Source organism: Comamonas granuli NBRC 101663 (assembly GCF_000739995.1).
In the GTDB taxonomy this organism is placed as follows: Bacteria; Pseudomonadota; Gammaproteobacteria; order Burkholderiales; family Burkholderiaceae_C; genus Simplicispira; species Simplicispira granuli.
The window spans coordinates 260,834-285,204 of the sequence record NZ_BBJX01000004.1 but is presented as its reverse complement, the minus strand read 5'-3'; the positions used below and the strand labels follow the sequence as shown (position 1 = coordinate 285,204).

General features: G+C 69.0%; 22 protein-coding genes. 9 read left to right on the top strand and 13 right to left on the bottom strand.

Annotated elements, in window-relative coordinates; genetic code table 11:
• Positions 1-42: 42 nt before the first annotated feature.
• Positions 43-1,008, bottom strand: coding sequence for a sensor histidine kinase (locus tag CGR01S_RS16120; RefSeq protein ID WP_052382499.1), 966 nt, complete (start codon positions 1,006-1,008; stop codon positions 43-45).
• A gap of 10 nt (positions 1,009-1,018) precedes the next feature.
• Positions 1,019-1,798 (bottom strand): response regulator, encoded by a 780-nt coding sequence (locus tag CGR01S_RS04665; protein WP_052382498.1) that lies wholly within the window; start codon positions 1,796-1,798, stop codon positions 1,019-1,021.
• Positions 1,799-2,196: 398 nt separating this feature from the next.
• On the opposite strand from CGR01S_RS04665, the gene CGR01S_RS04660 reads away from it, so the two are divergent.
• The 4 genes from CGR01S_RS04660 (at position 2,197) to CGR01S_RS04645 (ending at position 6,597) form a co-directional block, all read left to right on the top strand.
• A complete protein-coding gene (locus CGR01S_RS04660; RefSeq protein WP_042423464.1) occupies positions 2,197-2,916 on the top strand; it encodes a hypothetical protein in 720 nt (239 codons plus the stop codon).
• A 75-nt stretch (positions 2,917-2,991) separates the two neighbouring features.
• The gene (locus CGR01S_RS04655) at positions 2,992-3,402 is read left to right on the top strand and encodes a hypothetical protein (RefSeq protein ID WP_042422969.1); all 411 of its coding nucleotides are present in this window, start codon (positions 2,992-2,994) and stop codon (positions 3,400-3,402) included.
• A 90-nt stretch (positions 3,403-3,492) separates the two neighbouring features.
• Positions 3,493-5,226 (top strand): DUF4384 domain-containing protein, encoded by a 1,734-nt coding sequence (locus tag CGR01S_RS04650; RefSeq protein ID WP_084690557.1) that lies wholly within the window; start codon positions 3,493-3,495, stop codon positions 5,224-5,226.
• 111 nt (positions 5,227-5,337) lie between these two features.
• Entirely contained in the window at positions 5,338-6,597 is a 1,260-nt protein-coding gene (locus CGR01S_RS04645) for a tetratricopeptide repeat protein (protein WP_042423459.1), read from the top strand.
• On the opposite strand, the gene CGR01S_RS04640 is transcribed toward CGR01S_RS04645, so the two are convergent.
• The 5 genes from CGR01S_RS04640 to CGR01S_RS04620 form a co-directional block, all read right to left on the bottom strand.
• Positions 6,594-7,496: an SDR family oxidoreductase gene (locus CGR01S_RS04640; protein WP_042422966.1), complete on the bottom strand. Its 903-nt coding sequence runs from the start codon at positions 7,494-7,496 to the stop codon at positions 6,594-6,596. The two genes, CGR01S_RS04645 and CGR01S_RS04640, sit on opposite strands and share 4 nt — an antisense overlap.
• Entirely contained in the window at positions 7,493-8,428 is a 936-nt protein-coding gene (locus CGR01S_RS04635; RefSeq protein WP_042422963.1) for a glutathione S-transferase family protein, read from the bottom strand. Before CGR01S_RS04635 ends, CGR01S_RS04640 begins: the two co-directional genes overlap by 4 nt.
• 71 nt (positions 8,429-8,499) lie before the next feature.
• A complete protein-coding gene (locus tag CGR01S_RS04630; protein ID WP_042422960.1) occupies positions 8,500-9,516 on the bottom strand; it encodes an NADP-dependent oxidoreductase in 1,017 nt (338 codons plus the stop codon).
• A gap of 83 nt (positions 9,517-9,599) precedes the next feature.
• Complete coding sequence (locus CGR01S_RS04625; protein ID WP_042422957.1) at positions 9,600-10,040, bottom strand: PaaI family thioesterase; 441 nt, start codon at positions 10,038-10,040, stop codon at positions 9,600-9,602.
• A 4-nt stretch (positions 10,041-10,044) separates the two neighbouring features.
• Positions 10,045-10,836 carry an SDR family oxidoreductase gene (locus CGR01S_RS04620; protein WP_042422953.1) on the bottom strand — a complete coding sequence of 264 codons (792 nt, stop codon included), beginning with the start codon at positions 10,834-10,836 and terminating at the stop codon, positions 10,045-10,047.
• Positions 10,837-11,053: 217 nt separating this feature from the next.
• Between CGR01S_RS04620 and CGR01S_RS04615 the strand changes: the two genes are divergently transcribed.
• The 4 genes from CGR01S_RS04615 to CGR01S_RS04600 all read left to right on the top strand — a co-directional run bounded on the left by CGR01S_RS04615 (position 11,054) and on the right by CGR01S_RS04600 (position 14,990).
• A complete protein-coding gene (locus CGR01S_RS04615) occupies positions 11,054-11,482 on the top strand; it encodes a nucleoside deaminase (protein ID WP_042422949.1) in 429 nt (142 codons plus the stop codon).
• Between the two features lie 166 nt (positions 11,483-11,648).
• Complete coding sequence (locus tag CGR01S_RS04610; RefSeq protein WP_042422946.1) at positions 11,649-12,539, top strand: putative selenate ABC transporter substrate-binding protein; 891 nt, start codon at positions 11,649-11,651, stop codon at positions 12,537-12,539.
• Positions 12,540-12,612: 73 nt separating this feature from the next.
• Positions 12,613-13,434: a phosphonate ABC transporter ATP-binding protein gene (locus CGR01S_RS04605; RefSeq protein ID WP_042422941.1), complete on the top strand. Its 822-nt coding sequence runs from the start codon at positions 12,613-12,615 to the stop codon at positions 13,432-13,434.
• Positions 13,425-14,990: a PhnE/PtxC family ABC transporter permease gene (locus CGR01S_RS04600; protein ID WP_042422938.1), complete on the top strand. Its 1,566-nt coding sequence runs from the start codon at positions 13,425-13,427 to the stop codon at positions 14,988-14,990. Before CGR01S_RS04605 ends, CGR01S_RS04600 begins: the two co-directional genes overlap by 10 nt.
• Before the next feature lie 22 nt (positions 14,991-15,012).
• Here the strand turns inward: CGR01S_RS04600 and CGR01S_RS04595 are convergent, their stop codons facing one another.
• On the bottom strand, positions 15,013-16,878 hold the full coding sequence (locus CGR01S_RS04595; protein WP_174435687.1) for an acyl-CoA dehydrogenase: 1,866 nt from the start codon (positions 16,876-16,878) through the stop codon (positions 15,013-15,015).
• Positions 16,879-17,076: 198 nt separating this feature from the next.
• On the opposite strand from CGR01S_RS04595, the gene CGR01S_RS04590 reads away from it, so the two are divergent.
• The gene (locus CGR01S_RS04590; protein ID WP_042422933.1) at positions 17,077-17,988 is read left to right on the top strand and encodes a bifunctional GNAT family N-acetyltransferase/nucleoside diphosphate kinase regulator; all 912 of its coding nucleotides are present in this window, start codon (positions 17,077-17,079) and stop codon (positions 17,986-17,988) included.
• 110 nt (positions 17,989-18,098) lie between these two features.
• Here CGR01S_RS04590 and CGR01S_RS04585 read toward each other — a convergent pair whose 3' ends face one another.
• From CGR01S_RS04585 to CGR01S_RS04565, 5 genes are all read right to left on the bottom strand, one after another.
• Positions 18,099-19,268, bottom strand: a complete 1,170-nt coding sequence (locus CGR01S_RS04585; protein WP_042422930.1) for an acetyl-CoA C-acyltransferase — start codon at positions 19,266-19,268, stop codon at positions 18,099-18,101.
• Positions 19,269-19,301: 33 nt separating this feature from the next.
• A complete protein-coding gene (locus tag CGR01S_RS04580; protein ID WP_042422927.1) occupies positions 19,302-21,401 on the bottom strand; it encodes a 3-hydroxyacyl-CoA dehydrogenase NAD-binding domain-containing protein in 2,100 nt (699 codons plus the stop codon).
• A gap of 160 nt (positions 21,402-21,561) precedes the next feature.
• Entirely contained in the window at positions 21,562-22,257 is a 696-nt protein-coding gene (locus CGR01S_RS04575) for an ABC transporter ATP-binding protein (protein ID WP_042422925.1), read from the bottom strand.
• Positions 22,258-22,262: 5 nt separating this feature from the next.
• Entirely contained in the window at positions 22,263-23,048 is a 786-nt protein-coding gene (locus CGR01S_RS04570) for an ABC transporter ATP-binding protein (RefSeq protein WP_042422922.1), read from the bottom strand.
• Between the two features lie 3 nt (positions 23,049-23,051).
• Positions 23,052-24,368: a branched-chain amino acid ABC transporter permease gene (locus tag CGR01S_RS04565; protein WP_042422919.1), complete on the bottom strand. Its 1,317-nt coding sequence runs from the start codon at positions 24,366-24,368 to the stop codon at positions 23,052-23,054.
• Between the last annotated feature and the right edge of the window lie 3 nt (positions 24,369-24,371).

Genomic DNA, 24,371 nt, shown 5'->3' with positions numbered 1-24,371 from the left:
TGAACTCCAGCCGCCACTGCGAGCCGCCGGCCAGGGCGGCATTCACCCCGCGGCGGGCGGCCGGGTAGGCCAGGAGCGCGCCCGCGACCGGATGGCGCGCAGCCCCTGCGCCGCCCTGCGGGGCGACACCGCGCGCATGGCCGCAGGCAGCGGAAGGAGTTTGCGCCGCAGCTCGGGCAAGCCCTGGCGCGTGACGGCCAGGCGGATACAGGTGCCCTGCACGGCCGGTCGGCTGATGATTTGCAGCGTACCCCCCAGCCATTGGGCGCGCCTGCGCATACCCATCAGACCATGGCCCGCCGCCGCGTTCGCCGGGACCGTGCCGGTGCCGCGCCCGTTGTCGCGCACGTCCAGCAGCAATCCGCAGGGACCGGGCAAAGGGTGCAACAGCACCTCCACGCGGCTGGCCTGGGCATGGCGCAGCACATTACCCAGCGCCTCCTGCACGATCTTGAGCACGTGCACCGTGCTTTGCGGCGGCAGCCACGAGGTATCGAGATCACCTGCCACGCGCCAGACCAGTTCGATGCCCTGGCGCTCGAAGGTCGGCTGGATGCGGTAGCGCAGCACGGCCATACGTTCGATTAGGTTGAAGGACTCGGGCTGCATGAGGTCCACCGCGGCGTGCAGCTCGATCAGGGCCTGCTCAAGGGCCAGGCGCATGTCCCGCACGTCATCCTCCGGACCCTTGAACTGCGCCAGGGCCTGCACGAGCTGAAAGCCCACGCCGTCATGCAGCTCCAGGGCAATGCGGCGGCGCTCTTCCTCCAGCGCCTGATCGATGAACACCTGCTGCCGGTACACGTACCACAGACCGTAGAGCACCATGCCCAGCAGGATCAGGGACAGCAGGGTCTTGACCTCCAGCCGCAGCAGCCAGGCTGCCGGGGCAGGCACCAGACCGCCCACCGGGGACGGCCGGTCCAGCCACAGCTCCAGCACGATCAGCAGGCAGCACACCAGCCCGGCAAGCCACAGGCGGCGCTTGAGCACATGCACCGGGGCCATGGCGCAGCCGCTACAGCAAACCCCACAGCGAGGCGAAGCTCACGGCCTGGGCGCGGGTGCGGACGTGCAGCTTGCGGTAGATGTTCCGGATGTGGGTGTTGACCGTCATGCTGCTGATGGCCAGGCGCTGGCCGATCTCGGCGCTGACGTAGCCATTGGCCACCATGCGCAGCACTTCCTTCTCGCGGTCAGAGAGCTTTTCGCCCTCCATGCCGCGCGCGCCGCCGTCTGTGCGCACGCGGTCGAAGGAATGCAGCAGGCGCCGCGCCAGGCCGGGCGTGATGGACGCCCCGCCATTGGCCACCTGCAGCACGGCCTGCGCAAAGTTGCCGAACCAGGAGTTCTTCACCAGGTAGCCGGTGGCGCCGAGCTCGAAGGCGCGGATCGCCTCCTGCTCCGTGTCCATGACGGAGATGACGATGATCTCGACGCTGGGCCGCACGGTCTTGGCGTAGCGGATGAGCTCCAGGCCCGAGCCATCGCACAGGTTCAGGTCCACGAGCAGGACATCCACCTCCTGCTGGCGCAGCAGGCGCCGGGCTTCGCGCAGCGAGCCGGCCTGCGCCACCAGCAGGGTGCGCGGGTCGGCCATCAGCTCCTGGGCGATGACCGTGCGCATGTGGGCATCGTCATCGACCACCAGCACCCGCACCGGGGCCTGCGCTTGCCCCACGAGGAAGTCCGGCCAGATGGACGGTGGATTGCTGTACGAGGCAAAGGCTCCGATGTGCCCTTCCTCGCTCGAACCTAATGGGCCTGCGTCTGGCGCCCCTGTGTGCGGTATCGACATCGCGCTATCTCCGAAAACCACCTGTCTGGTTCCACGTTACAAGAAATTGCCCCCCTTTGCTACGCGATACAGCGCAAAACATCAAACGTTACATCGCTCGCATTCGGTAACTACCGCGTTCTGGCGGGGCCAATCTGCACGCCCATTCCACCCACGCGCCACAGGCAAACCGTGCGCACAGACCCCGGCGCACGGGCCTGCACGGTCCCGCCGCAGGCATGCATGAGGTAGCGCATACAGGCCATTGGCGCGGGTCCGCGCCGCGCCGACACTGACTCCCAGACGAAACCGCATGGAACGTCCTGCCAGTGAGGGCACCTGCGGCGGCGTCGGATGGGCCCCGTGCCGCCCCGGCGGCATGCGGCCAGACCTTGATCTTCACCATTGAAGGAATCGCCATGAAATCCCTTGCACTTTTCGCTCTCAGCACCATCGCCGCCGCTGCCATGGCAGCCCAGCCGACGAGTCCGGCATCCATCACCATCAGCGGCACCTCCAAGCAGATGGCCTCGATCTCCGGCACCGTGGTGGCCAACACCTCGCACGAGAACAACGACGCGCTGCAGAACGTGGCCAGCAACTCCGGCAAGATCTTGATCAAGGGCTACTCCGAGCAGTCGGCCACCACCGTGGGCGGCAGCATCAGGAATGAAGCCGTGAACCGCGATGATTTTGCCAACCAGAACATCTCGTCGAACGCCGGCGAGGTGACCGTCGATACGCGTGGCCAGTCCTACCAGACCAGCGCCCTGACCAACACCAACGTGGAAAACAAGGCCATGGGTGGCAACGCCGACGCCCTGCAGAACCTGGCCAGCAACAACGGCAAGGTCATGATCTCCGGCTATTCCAACCAGTACGTGGGCTCCACCAACAGCAGCGTGTCCAACCTGGCCAATGGCAGCAATGCACTGGCAACCCAGAATCTCTCGTCGAATTTTGGCGACGTGACGATCTCGGGCTATTCCTCGCAGGCCACCTACCTGACCAATGCCACGGTGACCAACCAGGCTCTGGGCGCCAACAGCCATGCCGCGCAGAACATCGCCTCCAACGATGCCTGCAACGAACCGCGCGACCCCTGCGCCGACGGACGCTGCCAGCGCCCGCACTGGTGATGGGCTCGCCGTGCCGGAGCCTGCAGCCGCCTGGCGGCCGGGCTTCGGCTCCCCATGGATCAAGGAGGTCTCGCCATGCTCACACGCACACGAACCTGGATCTGCACCGCGCTGGGCGCATTGGCCTGCCTGCAGGGGGCCCTTGCGCAGAACGCGCCTGGCGAGGACCCGGTGGTCCTCGACCGCAAGATCTCCATTCAGATGCTGCCCAACGGCGCCGCACCGCGCTCGGGCTACATCAGCCCGCCGGCAGACATGCCCGCGTGGCAAAAGGCCCGCGTCGCCCGCTACGAGGCCAAGGCATTCTCGGGCGATCCCGGTGACATCCTGACGAACAAGGACGTCGTCTCGACCGCCACCTCGGACGGATTCAAGACCACCTGCACGCAAACCATAGGCAGCACCACGGCCGCCACCACGCCCGCCGGCTCGCCCAAGGAGCAGATCGTCGTGCTGCGCGGCGATCTCGTGAACGTCTGCAACTAGCACCACTGCACACGGGCCGGCGCCCGGCACGCGCCAGCACAGGGCCCTGAGACACAGAGCCACGACACGAAGGGACCAAGGGGGCACACCATGACACACACTGCCGTATTCCAGCGCCTGCTCGCCCACCCGGCGCGCAGGCTGTGCGCCGGGCTGGGCCTGGCGGGCCTGCTCGCCCTGCAGGGCTGCAGCACGCCCATGGACGTGCGCAAGGACGCGAAATTCCAGTCCTATGCCACGCAGTCGGACCGCCCCGTGGTGCGTCCCACACGCTCCATCTCCAGCTTTTCCGACTCGCTGATGTGCATGGACCACATGCTGCGCGAGGCGCAACTGCCGCCCACGCTGATCACGAGCAAGCAGATCCCCGACTACTCCAGCCGCGTGCCGGTCGCCTCCAAGGACATGATCGTCACCGCGCTGTCGCAGATGTCGCGCCTGTCCAACGCCTTCCGCTTCGTGGATTACGAGGTGGACATCGCGCGCCAGGACACGGTGCAAAACCTCACCACCATCCTGCTCAACAACAACCAGATGCAGTTGCAGCGCCCGGCGCTGTACTTCTCGGGCGCCGTTGCGTATGTGGACCAGAACGTCATCGGCAGCCGCTTCGACGTGGGCACCTCCGCGAGCCGCCTCGACACGGGCTACAGCGCCAGCCGCAATGCCACCGTCATCGGGCTGGAGCTGCACCTGGGAGACTTTCGCACGCGCACGCTGATCCCGGGGCTGGACTCGGCCAACGAGGTCATCATCGGCGGCGCGGGCCAGGGGCTGGACGTGGCCGGGCGCATCGGCAGCTACGGCGTCAAGTTCAACGTCGGGCGGGACTACACCCAGGGCGCAGGCGGCGCCATGCGCACGCTGATCGACCTGGGCACCATCGAGCTCGTGGGCAAGTGGGCGCGCGTGCCCTACTGGCAGTGCCTGACCCTGGACCAGACGCACCCCGACTTCCAGCGCCAGATGCGCGAGTGGTACGACGAAAGCGGCCCCGAGGGGCAGATGCGCCTGGTGCAAAGCGCGCTGGCCCGCCAGGGCTACCTGCCGCCCGACACCGAGGCCCTGAGCACCGAAAGCCCGGAGCTGCGCACTGCGCTGGCGCGCTTCCAGGCCGACCGCGGCATCGTCGTCTCGGGCGTGCTGGACTTCACCACCTACGAGCGCGCGCTGCGCAACTTCGTCACGCTCTCGCCCTCGGGCACGCTCTCGCGCGTGGGCTGGAACAGCCAGCAGCTCGACGCCCCGGGAACCACGCCCCCGGGCGCCGCGCCCCTGCCGGCCGTGGCGGCAGCGGACAGCACCACGCGCGTCGAGCTGCAGATCGAGAACCCCCTGCCCGCGGGCGAGCGCCCGGCCTTCGAGGAGGGCGACCAGGTGTTCCTCTCCGCCACCGTCTCGCGCACGTCCTACCTGTACTGCTACTTCCAGGACGCACAGGGCAATGTGATGCGCCTGCTGCCCAACTCCGTCAACCCCAAGGCCCTGGTGTCGGCCCACCTCGCCGTGCGCATTCCTGACTGGATGACGCCCAACCCGGCATTCATCCTCGACACCGGCAAGCCCGGCACGGAGCAGGTCGGCTGCTTCGCCAGCGAGACCGACCCGTACACCCGCCTGCCCGCACCGCTGCAGGGCGCCGCCCTCACCCAGCTCCAGGGCTACCGCTCGCTCGACGACGTGGCCCAGGGATTCAGCCAGGGCCTGGGGCCCCAGGGCTTTGCGCGCGGCAGCGTCCACTGGCAGGTCGTGGCCAAGCGCGCACCGCCGCCCGCCGCTCCTGCTCCCGCAGCCGCTCCCGCCACTCCGGCCAAGACGCGATGACGGCGTCCCTGCCGCTCCCAACCGCATGCCCTGCCACGCCCCCGCTCGGCATGCGGCGCGGGGCGGCAGGGCGCCCCCTTGCACCGCGCCACCGCACCGAAGGAAAAGCCCATGCCCTGCCCTTTTGCCGTCCCCGCGCCGGCCTGCGCACGCGGCGCCACCGCAGCCTGGCTAGCGGCCTGCTGTGGGCTGCTGCTGGCCTGGGCGCCCGGCGCCACGCCCGCCCGTGCCGCCGCGCAGGAAATGCCGCGGCTGGAAATGCCCCCGCCGCGCCCGCCTGCCCTGCCACCCCTGGAGCTGCCCCGGCCCGAGCCGCTGCAAGCCCCCGGCGCCGGTCCGGCACCCGCGCTCGAACCCGCCGGCGCATTGCAGCCCGAACCCCTGTCGGTGCTGCCGGAGCAGGATCCGACCCTGGCCAGGGACATCGCCCAGTTGCGCGCCAGCGCCAGCCGCCCGGGCAAGCGCGGCAGCGCCAGCGAGCGCCAGGCAGCCCGCGCCGCCTGGACGCTGGGCCTGCTGGCCCTGCACGGCAGGGGCGGCCCGGTGGATGCGCCCCAGGCCGAACAATGGTTTGAGCGCGCCCGTGCGCTGGGCGAGCCCCTGGCCCCCGCCGGGCTTGCCTGGTGCCGCATCGACGGCTGCACCCCGCCGCCCAACCCGGCGGCAGCACGCCCCTTCATCGCGCAGTTGCGCAGCGCCGATGCCGGGCGCGCGCTCTACCTGGAATGGCTGGTGCAGGCGCGCCAGACACCTCTGCAGATCGCCCAGCCGCAGCCCCCGGGTGCTTCCCCCGCCGCCCCGGGCCTGCCAGCCCATGCCTTGCTCGCGCGCGCCGCCCAGGCTGGGGATGCGCAGGCCCTGGTCGAACTCGGGCTGGAAAGCGTGTCGCAGGGGCGCCTGCCCGAGGCGCTGGAGCTGTTTCGCCGTGCGCAGGCGCGCTCGCCCGCCGCCGCGGTCAATGCCCAGCGGCTTGCCGAGCGCCTGCAAAGCATGGACAGCGAGCGCCGCCCGCCCGCGGCGCGCACGGCGCAGGACTGGTTCCTGCTTGCGCGCCGCTACCACCGGGGCGACGGCGTGCCCGCCAACTACGCCGAGGCCATCCGGCTCTACCAGGTCGCCGCGGCCGCGGGCAGCCGGCCCGCGCAGCACATGCTGGGCCTGATCTACGCCCACCCCGGCCCGGCAGGGGGCGTGGACATCGCCTGGATGCAGCAACTGGCCGCCCTGGACGTGGAACGCGAGGACGGCAGCAAGGCCCTGGTCGCGCCGCTGCCCACGCTGCCCGCGGTGAGCCCGCAGCTCTATGTGCGCGACCCCACGCCGCTGTACGACCTGCTGCCCGCGCGCTGGCGCGCTGCGGGCAGGGATTAGCTGCGCAGTGCCGCGCGCAGTTGCGCGCCCACCTCGGGGCGCTCGAGGAAGGGGTCGGCCGGGTTCTCGGCGCGCAGGATGCTCTCCATGCGGCTTTGCACATTGCCCAGCGCCTTGGGGTGGCTGAAGATGTAGAACTGGTCTGCCGCGACGGCGTCGAACACCTTCTGCGCCACCTCGGCCGCCGTCACCTTGCCGCTGGTGACGGCCTTGTCCGTCATGGCCTGGCCGATGAGCTGGCTCTTGGTGGGCTTCTCGTCGGCCATGCTGGACGGGCGGTTGCGCTCGCTGTGGCTGATGCCCGTGGGCACGAAGTACGGGCACAGCACGCTGGCGCCGATCTGGTCGCTCACCAGGCGCAGGTCCTGGTACAGCGTCTCCGACAGGCTGACCACGGCGTGCTTGGTCACGTTGTACACGCCCATGTTGGGCGGCGTGAGCAGGCCCGCCATGCTGGCGGTGTTGACGATGTGGCCGCGCCAGGACGGATCGGCCTGGGCGGCGGCCAGCATCAGGGGGGTGAACAGGCGCACGCCGTGGATCACGCCCCACAGGTTCACGCCCAGCACCCACTCCCAGTCGCGCACGCTGTTTTCCCAGACCAGGCCGCCCGAGCCCACGCCCGCGTTGTTGAACACCAGGTGCGGCGCGCCAAAGCGCTGGGCCACGTCCTGGGCCAGTTGCTCCATCTGCGCCGCGCTGGAGACATCGACGCGCCGCGCCAGCACCGCGCTGCCCGCGGCCTGCGCCTCGGCGGCGGCGGCGTCCAGCGCGTCCTGCTGCACGTCCACCAGCACCAGGTTCATGCCCAGGCGCGCGCCGATGCGCGCGCACTCCAGCCCGAAACCCGAGCCCGCGCCCGTCAGCACCGCGGTCTTGCCCTTGAAGTCGTCGATCATTGCTCTGCCTTTCTCAATACGTAGCCAATCCGGGGGAAGTGAACATGCACCGTGCCCGCGCGCGGGTCGGTGCGGCGCAGCGTGTAGCGCGTGCGCGTGGCGGCCACCAGTTCACCCGCCGTGGGCTCCTGGCCAAAGCTCTCGGCCGCCACGGTAACGGGGCTGCCCAGCGGAATGCCGTGCTCGTCCTGGAACACCTCGCCCTGCAGCGGCGCGGGCTCGGCGCTGGCGGCCACGGCGATGGCGTCGCCGGAGCTGAACTTCTCCATGCGGCCTTGGCCCAGGGCGGCGATGCGGTCCATCCACTCCAGCACGGCGGGCACGGGCTCGAAGATGCCGGCCAGGGAGGGCACGCGCGTGCGCGTGAACCACAGCGGGTGGTAGGCGGCGAAGTCGGCCACGCAGGGCTCGGCGCCGAACAGGAAGTCGTGCTCCTCCACCATGTGGGCGATGCGCCGCAGGTAGGAGCGGTAGGCCGCCGTGGCATCCGCCGGGCGCAGGCGCAGCATGCCCGTGCTCATCTCGCGGCGGTCCTCGGCGAAGGCCTTGCCCGCCTCGGGCGGCACGCTGGCGAACAGCTCGGCCGCGCCGCGCGGCTGCAGGCTGTAGGCCATGGCGGCCCAGAACAGCGTGCTGTCGGCCCACTGCGCGAACACGCGCGAGACGCCCTGGAGGTGCGGCGGGAACAGCGCGGGCTCGGGCTGCTCGTGCTCCAGCACCTGGCAGATCAGCGCCGTGTCGCAATAGATGTCGGCGCCGATCTGCAGGATGGGCGTCTTGCGGTAGCCGCCGGTGAGGGCCACCACGTCGGGCTTGGGCGCCACGCTGGGGATGATGACCGACTTCCAGGCCAGGTTCTTGAAGCCCAGCACGCAGCGGATCTTCTCGGCGAACGGTGACATCGGATAGTGGTGCAGGATCAGATGGGTCATGCCATGTTCCTCAAGGTGCTTCCCACAGCATTTCGATGGTGGGGATGCCGCTGGTGTGGGTCAGGGGTGCTTCATACCAGCTTGACGAGCTGCTTGCCGAAGTTCTTGCCCTTGAGCATGCCCAGGAAGGCCTCGGGCGCCGCGGCCAGGCCCTGGGCGACGCTCTCGCGCGGGCGCAGCTTGCCGGTGGCCACCAGCGTGCCCAGCTCCTTGAGCGCCTCGGGCCACACTTCCATGTGCTCGCTGACGATGAAGCCCTCGACCTTCATGCGGTTGATGAGGATGAGCGCCGGATTCTGCAGCGGCAGGGGCTGGCCGTCGTAGCCCGCGATCATGCCGCACACGGCCACGCGCGCGAAGGCGTTGGCGCGCAGCAGCACGGCGTCCAGGATGTAGCCGCCCACGTTCTCGAAGAAGCCGTCGATGCCGTTCGGGCAGGCCTCCTTGAGCGCGCGTGACATGCTCTTGACGTCGCCATGCGCGCGGTGGTCTATGCAGGCGTCAAAGCCCAGCTCCTCGGTGGCGTAGCGGCATTTGTCCGGGCCGCCGGCAATGCCCACCACGCGGCAGCCGCGCGCCTTGGCCAGGGCCGCGAAGGCGCTGCCCACGGCGCCCGTGGCGGCGCTCACCACCAGGGTCTCGCCCGCCTTGGGGGCAATGATCTTCACCAGGCCGTACCAGGCCGTCACGCCGGGCATGCCCACGGCGCCCAGGTAGTGCGACAGCGGCACGTGCGTGGTATCGACCTTGCGCAGCATGCCGGGCGCGTTGCCGTCGACCACGCTGTACTCCTGCCAGCCGCCCATGCCCACCACCTTGTCGCCCACGGCGTACTTGGGGTGGCGGCTCTCCACCACCTCGCCCGCGGTGCCGCCGATCATCACCTCGCCCAGGGGCTGGGAGGCGGCGTAGCTCTTGCTGTCGTTCATGCGCCCGCGCATGTACGGGTCCAGGCTCAGGTAGTGGTGGCGCACCAGCACCTGGCCGTCCTGCAGGGCGGGGGTGTCGGTGGCGACGAGGCGGAAGTTCTCCGCCGTGGCTTCGCCCTGCGGGCGGTTGTCGAGCAGGATTTGCTGGTTGCGTGGCATGGAAAGCTCCTTTTGCTACTAAATTGATAGCTGCTAGCGCTTGCTAACAGGACGTTAGAGCCGGATTTGATGGAAAAATTCTCTCAGTCCGTGGGCACGGACTGCAGCGCGTGCACCTGGCGCCCGTCCACCGGCAGGCGGCGCACGTACTTGAAGGTGCCCGTGGCGTGGCAGCAGAGCTTGCCCTGGGCATCGAGCACCCGCGCCTCGGTGAAGGCCAGGGTGGCGGTGCGCTGCAGAAGCTTGCCATGGGCCACCAGCGGCCCGCGCGCGGGCTGCATGAAGCTGGTCTTCATCTCGATGGTGACCACGCCCATCTCGGGCGTCTGGCTGCGCGCGGCGGTGGCCATGGCCACGTCCAGCAGCGTCATCAGGGCGCCGCCGTGGGTCACGTCGAACGAGTTGTGGTGCTCAGGACGCGCCGCATAGCGCAGCTCCGATTCCCCCCCCTCCATGCGGTGCAGGGCAAAGCCCAGGTGCTCCACGAACGGGATGTGCACGCCAAAGCCATTGCCCTGGGCCATGGCCTCAGCCCCCGACCAGGGCGCTGACGCCGCCGTCGACCGCCATCCACTGGCCGGTGATGTGCTTGCCCGCATCGCTGGCGTACAGCAGGGTGATGCCCTTGAGGTCTTCGTCGTCGCCCAGGCGGCGCAGCGGGGCATGGGCCTTCATGGCGTCCTCCCCCAGCGATTCAATGAGCACGGTGGCCATCTTGGTCTTGAAAAACCCGGGGCAGATGGCGTTGACGGTGATGCCGTGCTCGCCCCACTCCCCGGCCAGCGCGCGCGTGAAGTTGAGGACTGCGCCCTTGGAGGTGTTGTAGGCAATGGTCTTCATGCCCACCGGGTTGCCGCCCAGGCCCGCGATGGACGCGATATTGATGATGCGCCCGCTCTTGCGCCCGATCATGCTGTGCTTGGCCACGTACTGGCTCAGCAGGAAGTAGCCGCGCACGTTGAGGTTCATGACCTTGTCCCAGGCGGCCAGGGGGTGGTCCTCGGCCGGCGCGCCCCAGGTGGCGCCGGCGTTGTTCACCAGGATGTCGATGTCGCCCATGCGCTCCATGGTCTCGCGCGCCAGGCGCTCGATGTCGGCCTCCTGGGCGCAGTCGGCGGCGATCCAGCGCGCGTCGATGCCGGCGGCCTGCAGTTCGGCGGCGGCCTCCTCCAGGTCGCCGGCCTTGCGCGAGCTGAGCATGATGCGCGCGCCGGCCTCGCCCAGCGCATGGGCCATCTGCAGGCCCAGGCCGCGCGAGCCGCCGGTGACGAGGGCGGTCTTGCCCGAAAGGTCGAAAAGTTGCTGGACGGTGCGTGTCATGAGGTGCTCTCCCAATATTCTGTGGCGGGGCCTGCCCTTGCACCGCAGGCGTGCTGGCGGCAGAAAGCGGCAGGATGGTGACCAGCTATTGTGGCGAGGCGGCGCCCGCCTGTGTGTCACATGCGCGATTCGCCAGCAAGGTCATTGCATTGCACAGAAAATCGGGCGCCCCAGCGCACCAGACCCGCGCACCAAGCTCATGTTTCAGGAGTCCTCCATGCCCACCGATACCGCCCTGCTGCGCCAGGCCGTGCAACTGGCCCACGACAACCGCCGCCGCGGCGGCCGCCCCTTCGGCGCCGTGCTGGCACGCGGTGGCGAGGTGATCGCCACCGGCGTGAACGACATCGTGCACAGCCACGACCCCAGCACCCATGCCGAGATGCAGGCGCTGCGCGCCGGCACGCGCCAGCAGGCCCACCCCAGCCTGGCGGGCTGCACCGTCTACGCCAGCGGCCACCCCTGCCCCATGTGCCTGGCAGCGCTGGTCATGGCCGGCGCCGACCGCGTGGTCTACGCCTTCGACAACCGTGACGCCGCACCCTACGGCCTGTCCAGCGAAGGCGCCTACCAGCGCCTGCGCCTGCCGCTGGAGCCGCCCCCGCTGCCGCTCGAGCGGCTGGCGGTGGGCATCACCGCCGAGTAGCTCTACGGCGACGCCCCCTGGCCGGGCGACGCACCCTGACGCCCGCCGGGCGCCTGGCGCCACCGCGGGCGCAGGCGGCTGGGGCCGCCTTGCGCCACAATGAAAACCCGTGCGCGCCGCCCGCTCCGGGCCCGGCGCCCATTCCACCTACCCCTTGCCCACCACCATGATTGCTTCCAGGACTGCACGCCGCGCGGCGCTGCGCGGTTTGGGCCTTGCCGCTGCCGCTGCCTTCACCCCCCTTCTTTCCTCCATGGCCCTGGCGGCCGAGCCGCAGGTGCTGCGCGTCTCCGCCATCCCGGACGAGGCGCCCACCGAGCTGCAGCGCAAGTTCAAGCCCCTGGGCGAATACCTGTCGCAGGCCACGGGCCTGAAGGTGGTGTTCACCCCCGTATCGGACTACGCCGCCGTGGTCGAGTCGCTGGCCACGCGCAAGCTGGACCTGGCCTGGCTGGGCGGCTTCACCTATGTGCAGGCGCGCATCCGCACGGGCGGCACGGCCATCCCGCTGGTACAGCGCGAGGAGGACGCGCGCTTTACCTCGCGCTTCATCACCGCCGACCCCGCCATCCAGGGCCTGGCCGACCTCAAGGGCAAGACCTTCGCCTTCGGCGCGCCCTCGTCCACCTCGGGCAGCCTGATGCCGCGCTACTACCTGCAGCAGGCGGGCCTCCAGCCCGAGCGCGACTTCAAGACCGTGGCCTACTCCGGCGCGCACGACGCCACCGTGGCCTTCGTGGCTGCGGGCAAGGCGCAGGCCGGCGTGCTCAACGCCTCCGTCTGGGACAAGCTGGTCGAGGCGAAGAAGGTGGACCCGGCGAAGGTGCGCGTGTTCGCCACCACCCCGCCCTACTACGACTACAACTGGACGGTGCGCGGCGACCTCGACCCCGCCGTGGTGCAGAAGATCAAGGCCGCCTTCCTGGCGCTGGACCCGGCCAAGCCCGGGCACCAGGCCATCCTGGAGCTGCAGCGCGCCACGCGCTTCATCGCCACCGAGCCGCGCAACTACGACGGTATCGAGGACGCGGCCAAGGCCGCCGGCCTGCTCAAGTAAGCCCCATTTGTAGCCAAATCGGCCTCTGGCGCTTACAGGGCAAGCGCCAGCAGCTATTGAAACAAGAGCACCCATGAGCTTCGAGCTGGACGGCGTGGGCCTGTGCCACCCCGGCGGCCCTGCGGCGCTGCACGGCATCACCCTGGCCGCACGCCAGGGCGAGCATGTGGCGCTGATCGGCCCCTCGGGCGCCGGCAAGACCACGCTGCTGAACATCCTGGGCACGGCCCTGGGCGCCAGCAGCGGCCGTGTGCGCGTGCTGGGCAGCCCCCTGGGCCCGGCACCGGGCGCCCCCTGGCCCCCGCCGCGGGCGCTGCGCGCGCGCATCGGCACCGTGCACCAGGCCCCGCCCCTGCCGCCGCGCCAGCGCGTGGTGACCGCCGTGCTGGCCGGGCGCCTGGGCCAATGGCCCGCATGGAAGGCGCTGGCCTCGCTGCTGTACCCGGCCGACCTGCCCGGCGCGCACGCCGCACTGCAGCGCGTGCAATTGCAGGACAAGCTGTTCGCGCGCTGCGACCAGCTCTCGGGCGGGCAACTGCAGCGCGTGGGCATTGCCCGCGTGCTCTACCAGCAGCCGGAGCTGCTGCTGGCCGACGAACCCGTCTCCGCCCTCGACCCCACGCTGGCCCTGGCCACCGTGCAACTGCTGGTGCAGGACGCCGCCGCGCGCGGCGCCACGCTGGTCGCCAGCCTGCACGCGGTGGACCTGGCGCTGGCCTGCTTTGCGCGCGTGGTGGGCCTGCGCGCGGGGCGCATTGTCTTCGACCTGCCGGCCGGCGCGGTCACGCCCGAGCTGCTGCAGGCGCTGTACGCCCCACCCGACGGCGCCGCGCCCGCTCCCGCTGGAGCGCCCCCGCAGCCCCTGCCGCCGGACGGCTACGCCGCATGCCGCTGAGCGCGCCCGCCCCGCACCTGCGCGACCCGGCCGCACGCGGGCGGCTGGGCGGCGCACTGCTGGCCGCCGTGCTGCTGTGGCCCCTGCTGCAGGCGGCGGGCTTTGACCTGGCCGCGCTGCTGGCGCCCGAGAACCTGCGCGTGCTGGGCGGTTTTCTGCGCCAGTTCCTGCCGCCCGAAACGGGCGCCGACTTCCTGGCCCTGCTGGCGCGCGCCACGCTGGAGACGCTGGCCATTGCCACCGCGGGGCTGGCCCTGGCCTTCGTGCTGGCCGCGCCGCTGGCCTATGGGGCCAGCAACGCCGCGCGTGAGCGCCCCCGGTGGAACCCGGTGGCGCGCGGCCTGCTCACGGTGTTGCGCGGCATCCCGGAGCTGGTGTGGGCGCTGGTGTTCGTGCGCGTGTTCGGCCTGGGGCCAGCGGCGGGCGTGCTGGCGCTCGGGCTGGCCTACGGCGGCATGCTGGGCAAGGTGTATGCCGAGATCCTCGAATCCGTGCCCGCCGCGCCCGCCCAGGCGCTGGTGCGCAGCGGCGCGCGCCGGCCCGTCGCCCTGCTCTACGGCCTGCTGCCGCAGGCGGCGCGCGAGCTCAGCTCCTACACCGTGTACCGCTGGGAATGCGCGGTGCGCGCCTCGGTGGTGATGGGCTTCGTGGGCGCGGGCGGGCTGGGCCAGCTCATGGACCAGGCCATGAAGATGCTCAACGGCGGCGAGGCCAGCACCATCCTCGGGACCTTCATGCTGCTGGTGCTGGCGGCCGATGCCCTGTCGGGCGGGCTGCGCCGCGCGCTGGACGCGCCCCCGGCCGCACGCGCCGCACCGCTGGGCTGGCGCAGCGGCACCCTGACCCTGGCCGTGCTGGCCGCCCTGGCGGCTAGCCTGTGGCTGCTGGACATGGACCTGCCCGCGCTCTTCACCGCCGAGGCGGCGCGCAGCATGGCCGAGTTTGCCGGCGGCTTCTTCCCGCCCGAGCTGGCGCAGCCATGGCTGCGGCAGGTGGCGCGCGGCGTGTGGGAGACACTGGCCATCTCCATCGTGGGCACGCTGCTGGCCGCGCTGCTGGCGCTGCTGCTGGCCCTGCCGCGCGGGCGCGCGCCCTGGAACCTGCTGCTGAACCTGCTGCGCTCCGTGCCCGAGCTGGTATGGGCCACGCTCACCGCCCTGGCCGTGGGCCTGGGGCCGTTTGCCGGCGCCCTGGCCCTGGCCCTGCACACCACGGGCGTGCTGGGGCGGCTGTACGCCGAGGCGCTGCAGAACACCCCGCCCACGGCCGCGCGCGCGCTGCGCCAGGCGGGCAGCGGCGGCGCCATGGCCTTCCTGTACGGCACGCTGCCCGGCGCCGCGCCGCAACTGCTGGCCTACACGCTGTACCGCTGGGAAATGAACATCCGCATGGCGGCCATCCTCGGCTTTGTGGGCGCGGGCGGGCTGGGGCAGCTCTTGTATGTGGAGCTGTCGCTGTTCCACCACGCCCAGGCGGGCACGGTCATCCTGGCGATGCTGGCGCTGTCGATGGCCGTGGACGCGGCCAGCGCAGCGCTGCGCCGGCGCATGGGGTGAACCGCCCGGCCCGCGCGGGGCCTCAGAAGGCGTCTTCGGCCAGGCTGGCGCAGGTGGCGTCGCGCGTGCAAACCACGCCCAGCCAGGCGCCGATCCTGGGCAGCTCGTAGTGGAAGAAATAGCGTGCAGCGCCCATCCGGCCTGCGTTGGCAGCTATGGAAAGCGAAGCATCCTGGGCCAGCACCTTGCACGCCACGTCCAGCCACATCCAGGCCAGCACCATGTGGCCAAAGGCCTGCATGTAGGGCACGGCGTTGGCCAGGGCCTCGTGGGGCTTGCCCGTGGACCAGGCGGCCTGGGTGGCGGCAGTCACGTCCTGCAGGGCCTGGGCAAGCTGGTCGGCATAGCCCGACAGCGCGGGCACCGCGCGGGCCTGGGCGATGGTGGCTTCGACGGTGCGCGCCAGCAGTTGCAGCCCCGCCCCGCCCTGCATGATGACCTTGCGCCCCAGCAGGTCGGCGGCCTGGATGCCGTGCGTGCCCTCGTGGATCATGTTCAGGCGGTTGTCGCGCCAGTACTGCTCCACCGGGAAGTCGCGCGTGTAGCCGTAGCCGCCATGGATCTGGATGGCCAGCGAGTTGGCCTCCAGGCAGAACTCGCTGGGCCAGCTCTTGGCGATGGGGGTGAGCACCTCCAGCAGCAGCCTGGCCTGGGCGGCGGCCTCGGGGCTACCCGTGCGGCCCTCGTCCACCAGCCTGGCGCAGTACAGGTTGAGCGCCAGCGCGCCTTCGCTGTAGCTCTTTTGTGCCAGCAGCATGCGCTTGACGTCGGCATGCTCGATCAGGCGCACCTGGGGGCTGCTCGCGTCCTTGCCGCCCTCGCCGACGGGGCGGCCCTGCAGGCGCGTCTTGGCGTAGTCCAGGCTGGCGTAGTAGCCCGCCAGGCCCAGCATGGTGGCGGCCATGCCGATGGCGATGCGTGCCTCGTTCATCATGTGGAACATGCACTTGAGGCCCTCGCCCGGCTGGCCCACCAGGTAGCCGATGGCGCCCGCGCCGCCGCGCACCGGGTACTTGCCCTCGCCGAAGTTCAGCAGCGTGTTGGTGGTGCCGCGCCAGCCCAGCTTGTGGTTCAGCCCGGCCAGCGCCACGTCGTTGCGCTCGCCGGTGAGGTTGCCCTCGGTGTCCACCAGCTTCTTGGGCACGATGAACAGCGAGATACCCTTCACGCCCGGCACCAGCTTGCCGTCCGGCCCCGGGATCTTGGCCAGCACCAGGTGCACGATGTTCTCGGTCAGCTCATGGTCGCCCGAGCTGATCCACATCTTGTTGCCGCGCAGGCGGTAGCGCGGGCCCAGCGGGTCTTGCTCCCAAGGCACCGAGCCATCGGCGGCTTCCGAAGGGGCCTCGTCAGGTACGGCGCGGGTGGTGATGTCGCTCAAGGACGAGCCCGCCTGCGGCTCCGACAGGCACATGGTGCCCGCCCAGCGGCCGTTGAACTCGTTGGCGGCGAACACCTGCTGCTGCAGGGGCGTGCCGTGCACCAGGATGGCGTTGGCGTTGCCCGTGGTCAGCAGGTTGGAGCCGATGCTGATCGACGCGCAGCCAAAGAAGCTGCCCGCCGCCGACTCCACCACATAGGGCAACTGCATGCCGCCCAGTTCGTAATCCTGCGCGGCGCTGAGCATGCCGCTGTCGGCGAAGGCCTGGCGCGCCTCGTAGGTGCATTGCGGCAGGATGACCTGCTCGCCGTCGAAATGCGGCTCCTGCACGTCCACCGTGCGGTTGAAGGGCGCGTACTTCTCGCGCGCGATGCGCTCGCAGGTGTCCATCACGGCATCGAAGGTCTCGCGCGAATGGTCGGCAAAGCGCGCGCGCGCGGTGAGCGACTCGGCCTGGAGCCAGTCGTAGAGCAGGAAATCGAGGGTGGAGCGGAGGGAGGTCGTCATGCGGCAAATTATCGGAGCGCCGGGCCGCACGGGCATGTCTTGTGCGTGACGCGCGAAAGCGGACCGCGAGTGCGCGCGAGGGCGCCACGCTCGCGCCGGAGCGGATACGGCATTGCCTTAAAATAGGCGCCCTGCCGAAAGAACCGTCATGGCCGAGGCCCTGAAAGGCTTTCATTCTTGAAACCCAACGGGGTGAAGATGAACAAGCCTTTCATTTCCCTGTGTCCCGAAATCACTCGGGCCAACGCGCATACGCTGATGGACTGGTTGGAAGATGAGAGCGTGACGCGCTATCTGAGCGATTCGCGCCATGTCTCCCGCTTTATCGAGCAGGTCATCGGCCGTGTCCAGTTGCCGATCCTGACCCATTTGTTCAACCAGGGCGGGCGGTTCTTCATGGCCTACGACCGGCATGACGTGCCCGTCGGCTTCGTGCGCCTCGTCAAGAAGGGCCCGGACTGCGAAATGGTCCTGGTCATCGGCAACCGCGACAACTGGGGCCGCAGGCTCGGAGCCAGCGCGATCCGCGAAGGCATGAAGCTCGCCTTCTTCGACATGCGGGCCGAGAAGCTCGTCGCCAAGATCCACCCGGACAACGCACGATCGCTGCAGGCCTTCCTGCGCAGCGGCTTCCTGCTGGAAAGCGAGACGCCCGGGATGAAGTCCTTTGCCATGCACGCGGAGCGCTATCTGCGGCTCCTGCGCGAAAGCCCTGCGGCCCACACCGCCGACATCCACATCACCGAAATCGACAAGGCCCGGCTCGGGAGTCTGGTCGCGCTCGAACAGGGCGCGGACATTTTCGAGCTGGAGCACGAGATCGCGCGCGCCATCGTCGTCGATCCGCGGCAAGTGGCGGAGGACGTGGTCACCATGAACTCCAAGGCCTTGCTGCAGGTGGACAACGAGGAGGTGGAAGTGGCGCTGGTGTACCCGGAGGATGCGGACGACCATGCCGGAAAGCTGTCGGTTTGCTCGGGCATCGGCACCGCGATCCTGGGCTACAAGGAGGGCGATGCCTTCAACTGGCGGATTCCGCACCGCACCTGCCATATCCGCATCCGGAAAGTGCTGTACCAGCCGGAAGCCGCGGGCGATTTCCACCTGTAGGCTCGCACGCTGCGCGGCTGGCGCAGATCGCGCTCGCCAGAACACAAAGCCAACGCCCCGCGCAGGCCTTGCGGCCTGCGCGGGGCGTTCGTTGGTGGGCAGATCCGCGCTTACAGCACTTCAAACACGCCGGCAGCGCCCATGCCGCCGCCGATGCACATGGTCACGCACACGCGCTTGGCACCGCGGCGCTTGCCCTCGATGAGGGCGTGGCCCGTCAGGCGCTGGCCGCTCACGCCGTAGGGGTGGCCCAGGGCGATGGCGCCGCCATTGACGTTCAGGCGATCATTGGGAATGCCCAGCTTGTCGCGGCAGTAGAGCACCTGCACGGCGAAGGCCTCGTTCAGCTCCCACAGGTCGATGTCCTGCACCGTCAGGCCCAGCTTCTTGAGCACCTTGGGCACGGCGAAGACGGGGCCGATGCCCATTTCGTCCGGCTCGCAGCCGGCGACGGCAAAGCCCAGGAAGCGGCCCAGGGGCTGGAGGTTGTTGCGCGTGGCAAATTCCTCGCTCACCACCACGCAGGCGCCCGCACCGTCGGAGAACTGGCTGGCGTTGCCCGCGGCCACCACGCCACCGGGCAGCGCGGGGCGGATGCCGCTGATGCCTTCCTTGGTCGTGCCTTCGCGCGTGCCTTCGTCCTTGCTCACGGTGACCTGCTTGGTCGTCAGGCCCATGAGCTTGTCGGCCACGCCCGCGGTCACGGTGATGGGGGCGATCTCGGCGTCGAACAGGCCGGCGGCCTGGGCCGCGCAGGCCTTTTGCTGGCTGGCGGCGCCGTATTCGTCCATGGCGTCGCGGCCGATGCCGTAGCGCTTGGCCACCATCTCGGCGGTTTGCAGCATGGACCAGTAAAGCTCGGGCTTGGTGATCGAGTGGTCCATCAGCATGTGCTGGTTCATCTCCTGCTGCACGCAGGAGATGCTCTCCACGCCGCCGGCGACGTACACCTCGCCCTCGCCCGCGATGATGCGTTGGCTGGCGGTGGCGATGGTCTGCAGGCCCGAGGAGCAGAAGCGGTTGATGGTCATGCCCGAGGTGGTGATGGGCAGGCCGGCCTGCAGCGCAATCTGGCGTGCAATGTTCATGCCGGTAGCGCCTTCGGGGTTGGCGCAGCCCATGATGACGTCGTCAACCGTGGCCGGGTCGATGCCGGCGCGCTGCACGGCATGCCGCACGGCATGGCCGCCCAGGGTGGCGCCGTGGGTCATGTTGAAGGAACCCTTCCAGCTCTTGGCGAGTGGGGTGCGGGCGGTGGAAACGATCACTGCGGAGGTCATGTCAAATCCTTTGTTCGGTGAAGAAGGGCTCGCTCACTGGAAGGTCTTGCCTTCGGCCGCCAGGCGCGCCAGCAGGGGCGCGGGCTGCCAGAACTGGGCGTCGTCCAGCGGGTTCTTGGCGAAGCGCTTCATGGCCTGGACCACGTTGAACAGGCCGACCTCGTTGGCGTAGTTCAGCGGACCGCCGCGGTGCACGGGGAAGCCGTAGCCGAAGATGTAGACCACATCGATGTCGCTGGCCTTGTTGGCAATGCCTTCTTCGAGGATGTGGGCGGCCTCGTTGACCAGGCTGAACACCAGGCGCTGCACGATTTCCTCGTCGGAGATCTTGCGCGGCGTGATGCCCAGGGACTTGCGGTGCTCTTCGATCATCTGCACCACTTCGGCATTCGGGATGGCGTCGCGCTTGCCGGGCACGTAGTCGTACCAGCCCGCGCCGGTCTTCTGGCCAAAGCGCCCCTTCTCGCACAGCAGGTCGGCGGTCTTGCTGTACTTCATGTCGGGGTGCTCGACGGCGCGGCGCTTGCGGATGGCCCAGCCGATGTCGTTGCCGGCCAGGTCGCCCATGCGGAACGGGCCCATGGCGAAGCCGAACTTCTCGATGGCCTTGTCCACCTGCGCAGGGGTGCAGCCTTCGTCCAGCAGGAAGCCGGCCTGGCGGCTGTACTGCTCGATCATGCGGTTGCCGATGAAGCCGTCGCACACGCCGGAGACCACGGCGGTCTTCTTGATCTTCTTGGCAAGCTGCATCACGGTGGCCAGCACGTCCTTGGCGGTGGCGTCGCCGCGCACCACTTCGAGCAGCTTCATCACGTTGGCGGGGCTGAAGAAGTGCAGGCCCACCACGTCCTGCGGACGCTGGGTGAAGTGGGCGATCTTGTTCACGTCCAGCGTGGAGGTGTTGGAGGCCAGGATGGCGCCGGGCTTCATCACGGCGTCGAGCTGCTTGAACACGGCCTCCTTGACGCCGATTTCCTCGAACACGGCCTCGATCACGAGGTCGGCGTCCTTCAGGTCGTCATACGACAGCGTGGTGGACAGCAGGGCCATGCGCTGCTCGTACTTGTCTGCCTTCAGCTTGCCCTTCTTGACCTGGGCTTCATAGTTCTTGCGGATGGTGGCGATGCCGCGGTCCAGCGCCTCCTGCTTCATTTCCAGGATCTTGACGGGGATGCCGGCGTTCAGGAAGTTCATGGAGATGCCGCCGCCCATGGTGCCGGCACCGATCACGGCCACGGACTTGATCTCGCGCTTGGGGGTGTCGGCGGGCACGTCGGGGATCTTGCTCGCGGCGCGCTCGGCCAGGAACAGGTGGCGCAGCGAGCGTGACTCGGGGGTCCACATCAGGTGGATGAAAATCTCGCGCTCGGCGGCCAGGCCATCGGCGAACTTGCCCTTGGTGGCGGCCTCGACGGCATCCACGCACTTGGCGGGGGCCGGGAAGTTCTTGCTCATGCCCTTGACCATGTTGCGCGCGAACTGGAAGTACGCGTCGCCCTGGGGATGCTTGCACGGCAGGTTGCGCACCAGGGGCAGCGGGCGCACGTCGGCCACGCTCTGGGCAAAGGCCAGGGCCTCGGCGGCCAGCGCCTCGGGCGAGGCCACCAGCTTGTCGAACAGCTTCTGGCCGGGCAGCATGGCGAGCATTTCGCTCTTGATGGCTTCGCCGCTCACGATCATGTTCAGGGCGGGCTCCACGCCGAGCACGCGCGGCAGGCGCTGCGTGCCGCCGGCACCGGGTAGGATGCCCAGCTTCACTTCAGGCAGGGCCACGCTGCAGCCGGGGGCCGCGACGCGGTAGTGGCAACCCAGGGCTAGCTCCAGGCCGCCGCCCATGGCCACGCTGTGGATCGCTGCCACGACGGGCTTGTCCGAGTTCTCGATGGCCGCGATCACGGAGTTCAGGTTGGGCTCCTGCATGGCCTTGTCGGTGCCGAACTCCTTGATGTCCGCGCCGCCCGAGAACGCGCCCCCGGCGCCGGTGATGACGATGGACTTGACGGCGGCATCCTGCTGCGCCTTTTCCAGGCCGTCCACGATGCCCTGGCGGGTGGAGAGGCCCAGGCCGTTCACAGGCGGGTTGGCCAGCGTGATCACGGCGACGTTGCCGTGGACTTTGTATTCAGCGGTCATGCTGTTGTTCCTTGGAAAGTAAAAAAGAACGATCGTGCGATTTTGATTGTAGAGAGTTCTGCCCGCTTTGCCAGCGGGGCTTTGTCTCGCCTGGGACAAAGGCAAAAAAAGGCGCCCGGCACGTTTGCGCGAGGCGCCCGAGAGGTCCGAACGCTGCCCGTCAGACCTCCAGCCACTCCTTGCGCACGTAGCTGTTGGCGCGCAGCTCGTCGGGCGTGCCCGTGAACACGATGCTGCCGTGGCCCATGACCAGCGCGCGGTCGGAAATCGTCATGGCGATGGTGAGCTTTTGCTCGATGAGCAGCACCGATACGCCGCGCTCCTTGATCTTGCGCAGGTACTGGCCCACCAGTTCGACGATCTTGGGCGCCAGGCCCTCGGTGGGTTCGTCGATGATGATCAGGTCCGGGTCGCCCATGAGCGTGCGGCACAGCGTGAGCATCTGCTGCTCGCCGCCGGACATCACGCCCGCCTCGATGTTGCGCCGCTCGTGCAGGCGCGGGAACATGGCGTACATGTCGTCAAACGACCAGCGGCTGCCCTTGCCACTGCCCTTCTGGCCCAGCATCAGGTTCTGGTGCACCGTGAGGTTGGGGAACACGTCGCGGCTCTCGGGCACGTAGCCGATGCCCAGGTGGGCCACTTCGTAGGCCTTCTTGCCCGCCAGGCTCTGGCCCTTCCAGTGCAGCGCGCCCTCCCAGTCCACCAGGCCCATGATGGCCTTGGCCGTGGTCGAGCGCCCCGAGCCGTTGCGCCCCAGCAGGGCGACGATCTCGCCCGGCTGCACTTCAAGGTTCACGCCATGCAGCACATGGCTTTTGCCGTAGTAGGCGTGCAGATTGTCGATTTTCAGCATGTCAGTCAATGCCCTTCCGCTTGCGCATCCGCAATGGCCGAGCCCAGGTAGGCCTCTTGCACGCGCTGGTTGGCGCGCACGTTCTCCGGTGTGTCGAAGGCAATCACCTCGCCGTACACCACCACGGCGATCTTGTCGGCCAGGCCGAAGACCACGCCCATGTCGTGCTCCACGGTCAGCAGGGTGCGGCCTTCGGTCACCTCCTTGATGAGGTGGATGAAGCGTGCCGTCTCGCTGCGGCTCATGCCGGCGGTGGGCTCGTCGAGCAGGATGCAGCTGGCACCGCCGGCGATGGTGATGCCGATCTCCAGCGCGCGCTGCTCGGCGTAGGTGAGGTTCACCGCCAGCGTGTCGCGCTTTTTCTCCAGCTTGATCATCTCCATGAGCTGGCGGGCACGCTCGTTGGCGTCGTGCAGCCCCGAGAGAAAGCGCAGGAAGGTGTACTTGTAGCCCATGCTCCAGAGCACCCCGCAGCGCAGGTTCTCGAACACGCTGAGGTTGGGAAAGATGTTCGTGATCTGGAAGCTGCGCGAGAGGCCCATGCGGTTGATCTCGAAGGGCTTCTTGCCGTCGATGCGCTGGCCGTGCAGCAGCACTTCGCCGCTGGTGGGGGCGAAGCGCCCGCTGATCAGGTTGAACAGCGTGGACTTGCCCGCGCCATTGGGGCCGATGATGGCCACGCGCTCGCCGGCCTTCACGGCCAGGTTGGCGCCGCGGATGATCTCGGTCTTGCCGAAGCTCTTGCGCAGGTCGCGCAGCTCCAGCGAATAGGTCGTTGCGTCTTGCGCCATGGATTACAGCGCCTCCCCGCGCTTGATTTCGTGTTCGATCTCTTCCTGGATGCGGCCCCACTGGCGCACGTACTCGCGCCGGCACAGCTCGAACAGGCCCAGGCCCGTGAGCAGCACAAAACCCGAACCAAACCAGCTCGCCAGCGCCTTGGCGTTGAGCGTGGCGCCCAGGAAGGTCATCTCCGGGCCGAGGGCGGCGTTGAGCTGCAGGTGGTAGGTCATCTCGACCATGCAGGCGGCGCCCAGCATGGCCACCAGCCCCGTGCCCGCCAGGCCCAGGTAGGACGGCAACAGCGCGCGCAGCTTGCCGTACTTGGCCACGCGCAGGTTCATCATGATCAGGCTGGCCACGCCGCCGGGCGCGTACATCACCATGAACAGGAACACCAGGCCCAGGTAGAGCAGCCAGGCCTTGGTCAGCTCGGACAGCAGCACCGAGGCAAACACCAGCAGCACCGCGCCGATGATGGGGCCGAAGAAGAACGTCGCGCCGCCCAGGAAGGTGAACAGCAGGTAGCCGCCCGAGCGCAGGATGCTCACGCTGTCCACGGCGGTGATGATCTCGAAGTTGATGGCCGCCAGCCCGCCGCCGATGCCCGCGAAGAAGCCCGCGATGATGAAGGCGAAGTAGCGCACGCGCTGCGTGTTGTAGCCGATGAACTCCACGCGCTCGGGGTTGTCGCGCACCGCATTGAGGATGCGCCCCAGCGGCGTGCCCGTGAAGGCGAACATGGCGGCCGTGCAGACGAAGCAGTAGACGGCGATCAGGTAGTACACCTGGATGGCCGGGCCGAACGTGATGCCCAGGAAGGAGCCGCCATAGACGCGGTCGGTGGTGATGCCGCCCTCGCCGCCGAAGAACTCGGGGAACATCAGCGCCATGGACGCCACGAGCTCGCCGATGCCCAGCGTGATCATGGCGAAGGTGGTGCCCGCCTTCTTGGTCGTGACGTAGCCCAGCAGCACGGCAAACAGCATGCCCGCCAGCCCGCCCACCAGGGGGATGAACACCAGCGGGATCGGCAGCGCGCCCTTGCCGGCCAGGTTCATGGCATGGATGGCGATGAACGAGCCCAGGCCGGTGTACACGGCGTGGCCGAAGGACAGCATGCCGCCCTGCCCCAGCAGCATGTTGTAGCTCAGGCAGATGATGATGAGGTAGCCGATCTGCGACAGCATGGTCAGCGCCAGGCTGCTGGTGAACAGCAGCGGTGCGACGATGAGCAGCAGCGCGAACAGGCCCCAGACGAGGAGACGGCCGACGTTCCAGGGCTTGAAGCGGTAGTAGGAACCGGGAGTGGATGCAGTAGTGGTAGTCATGGG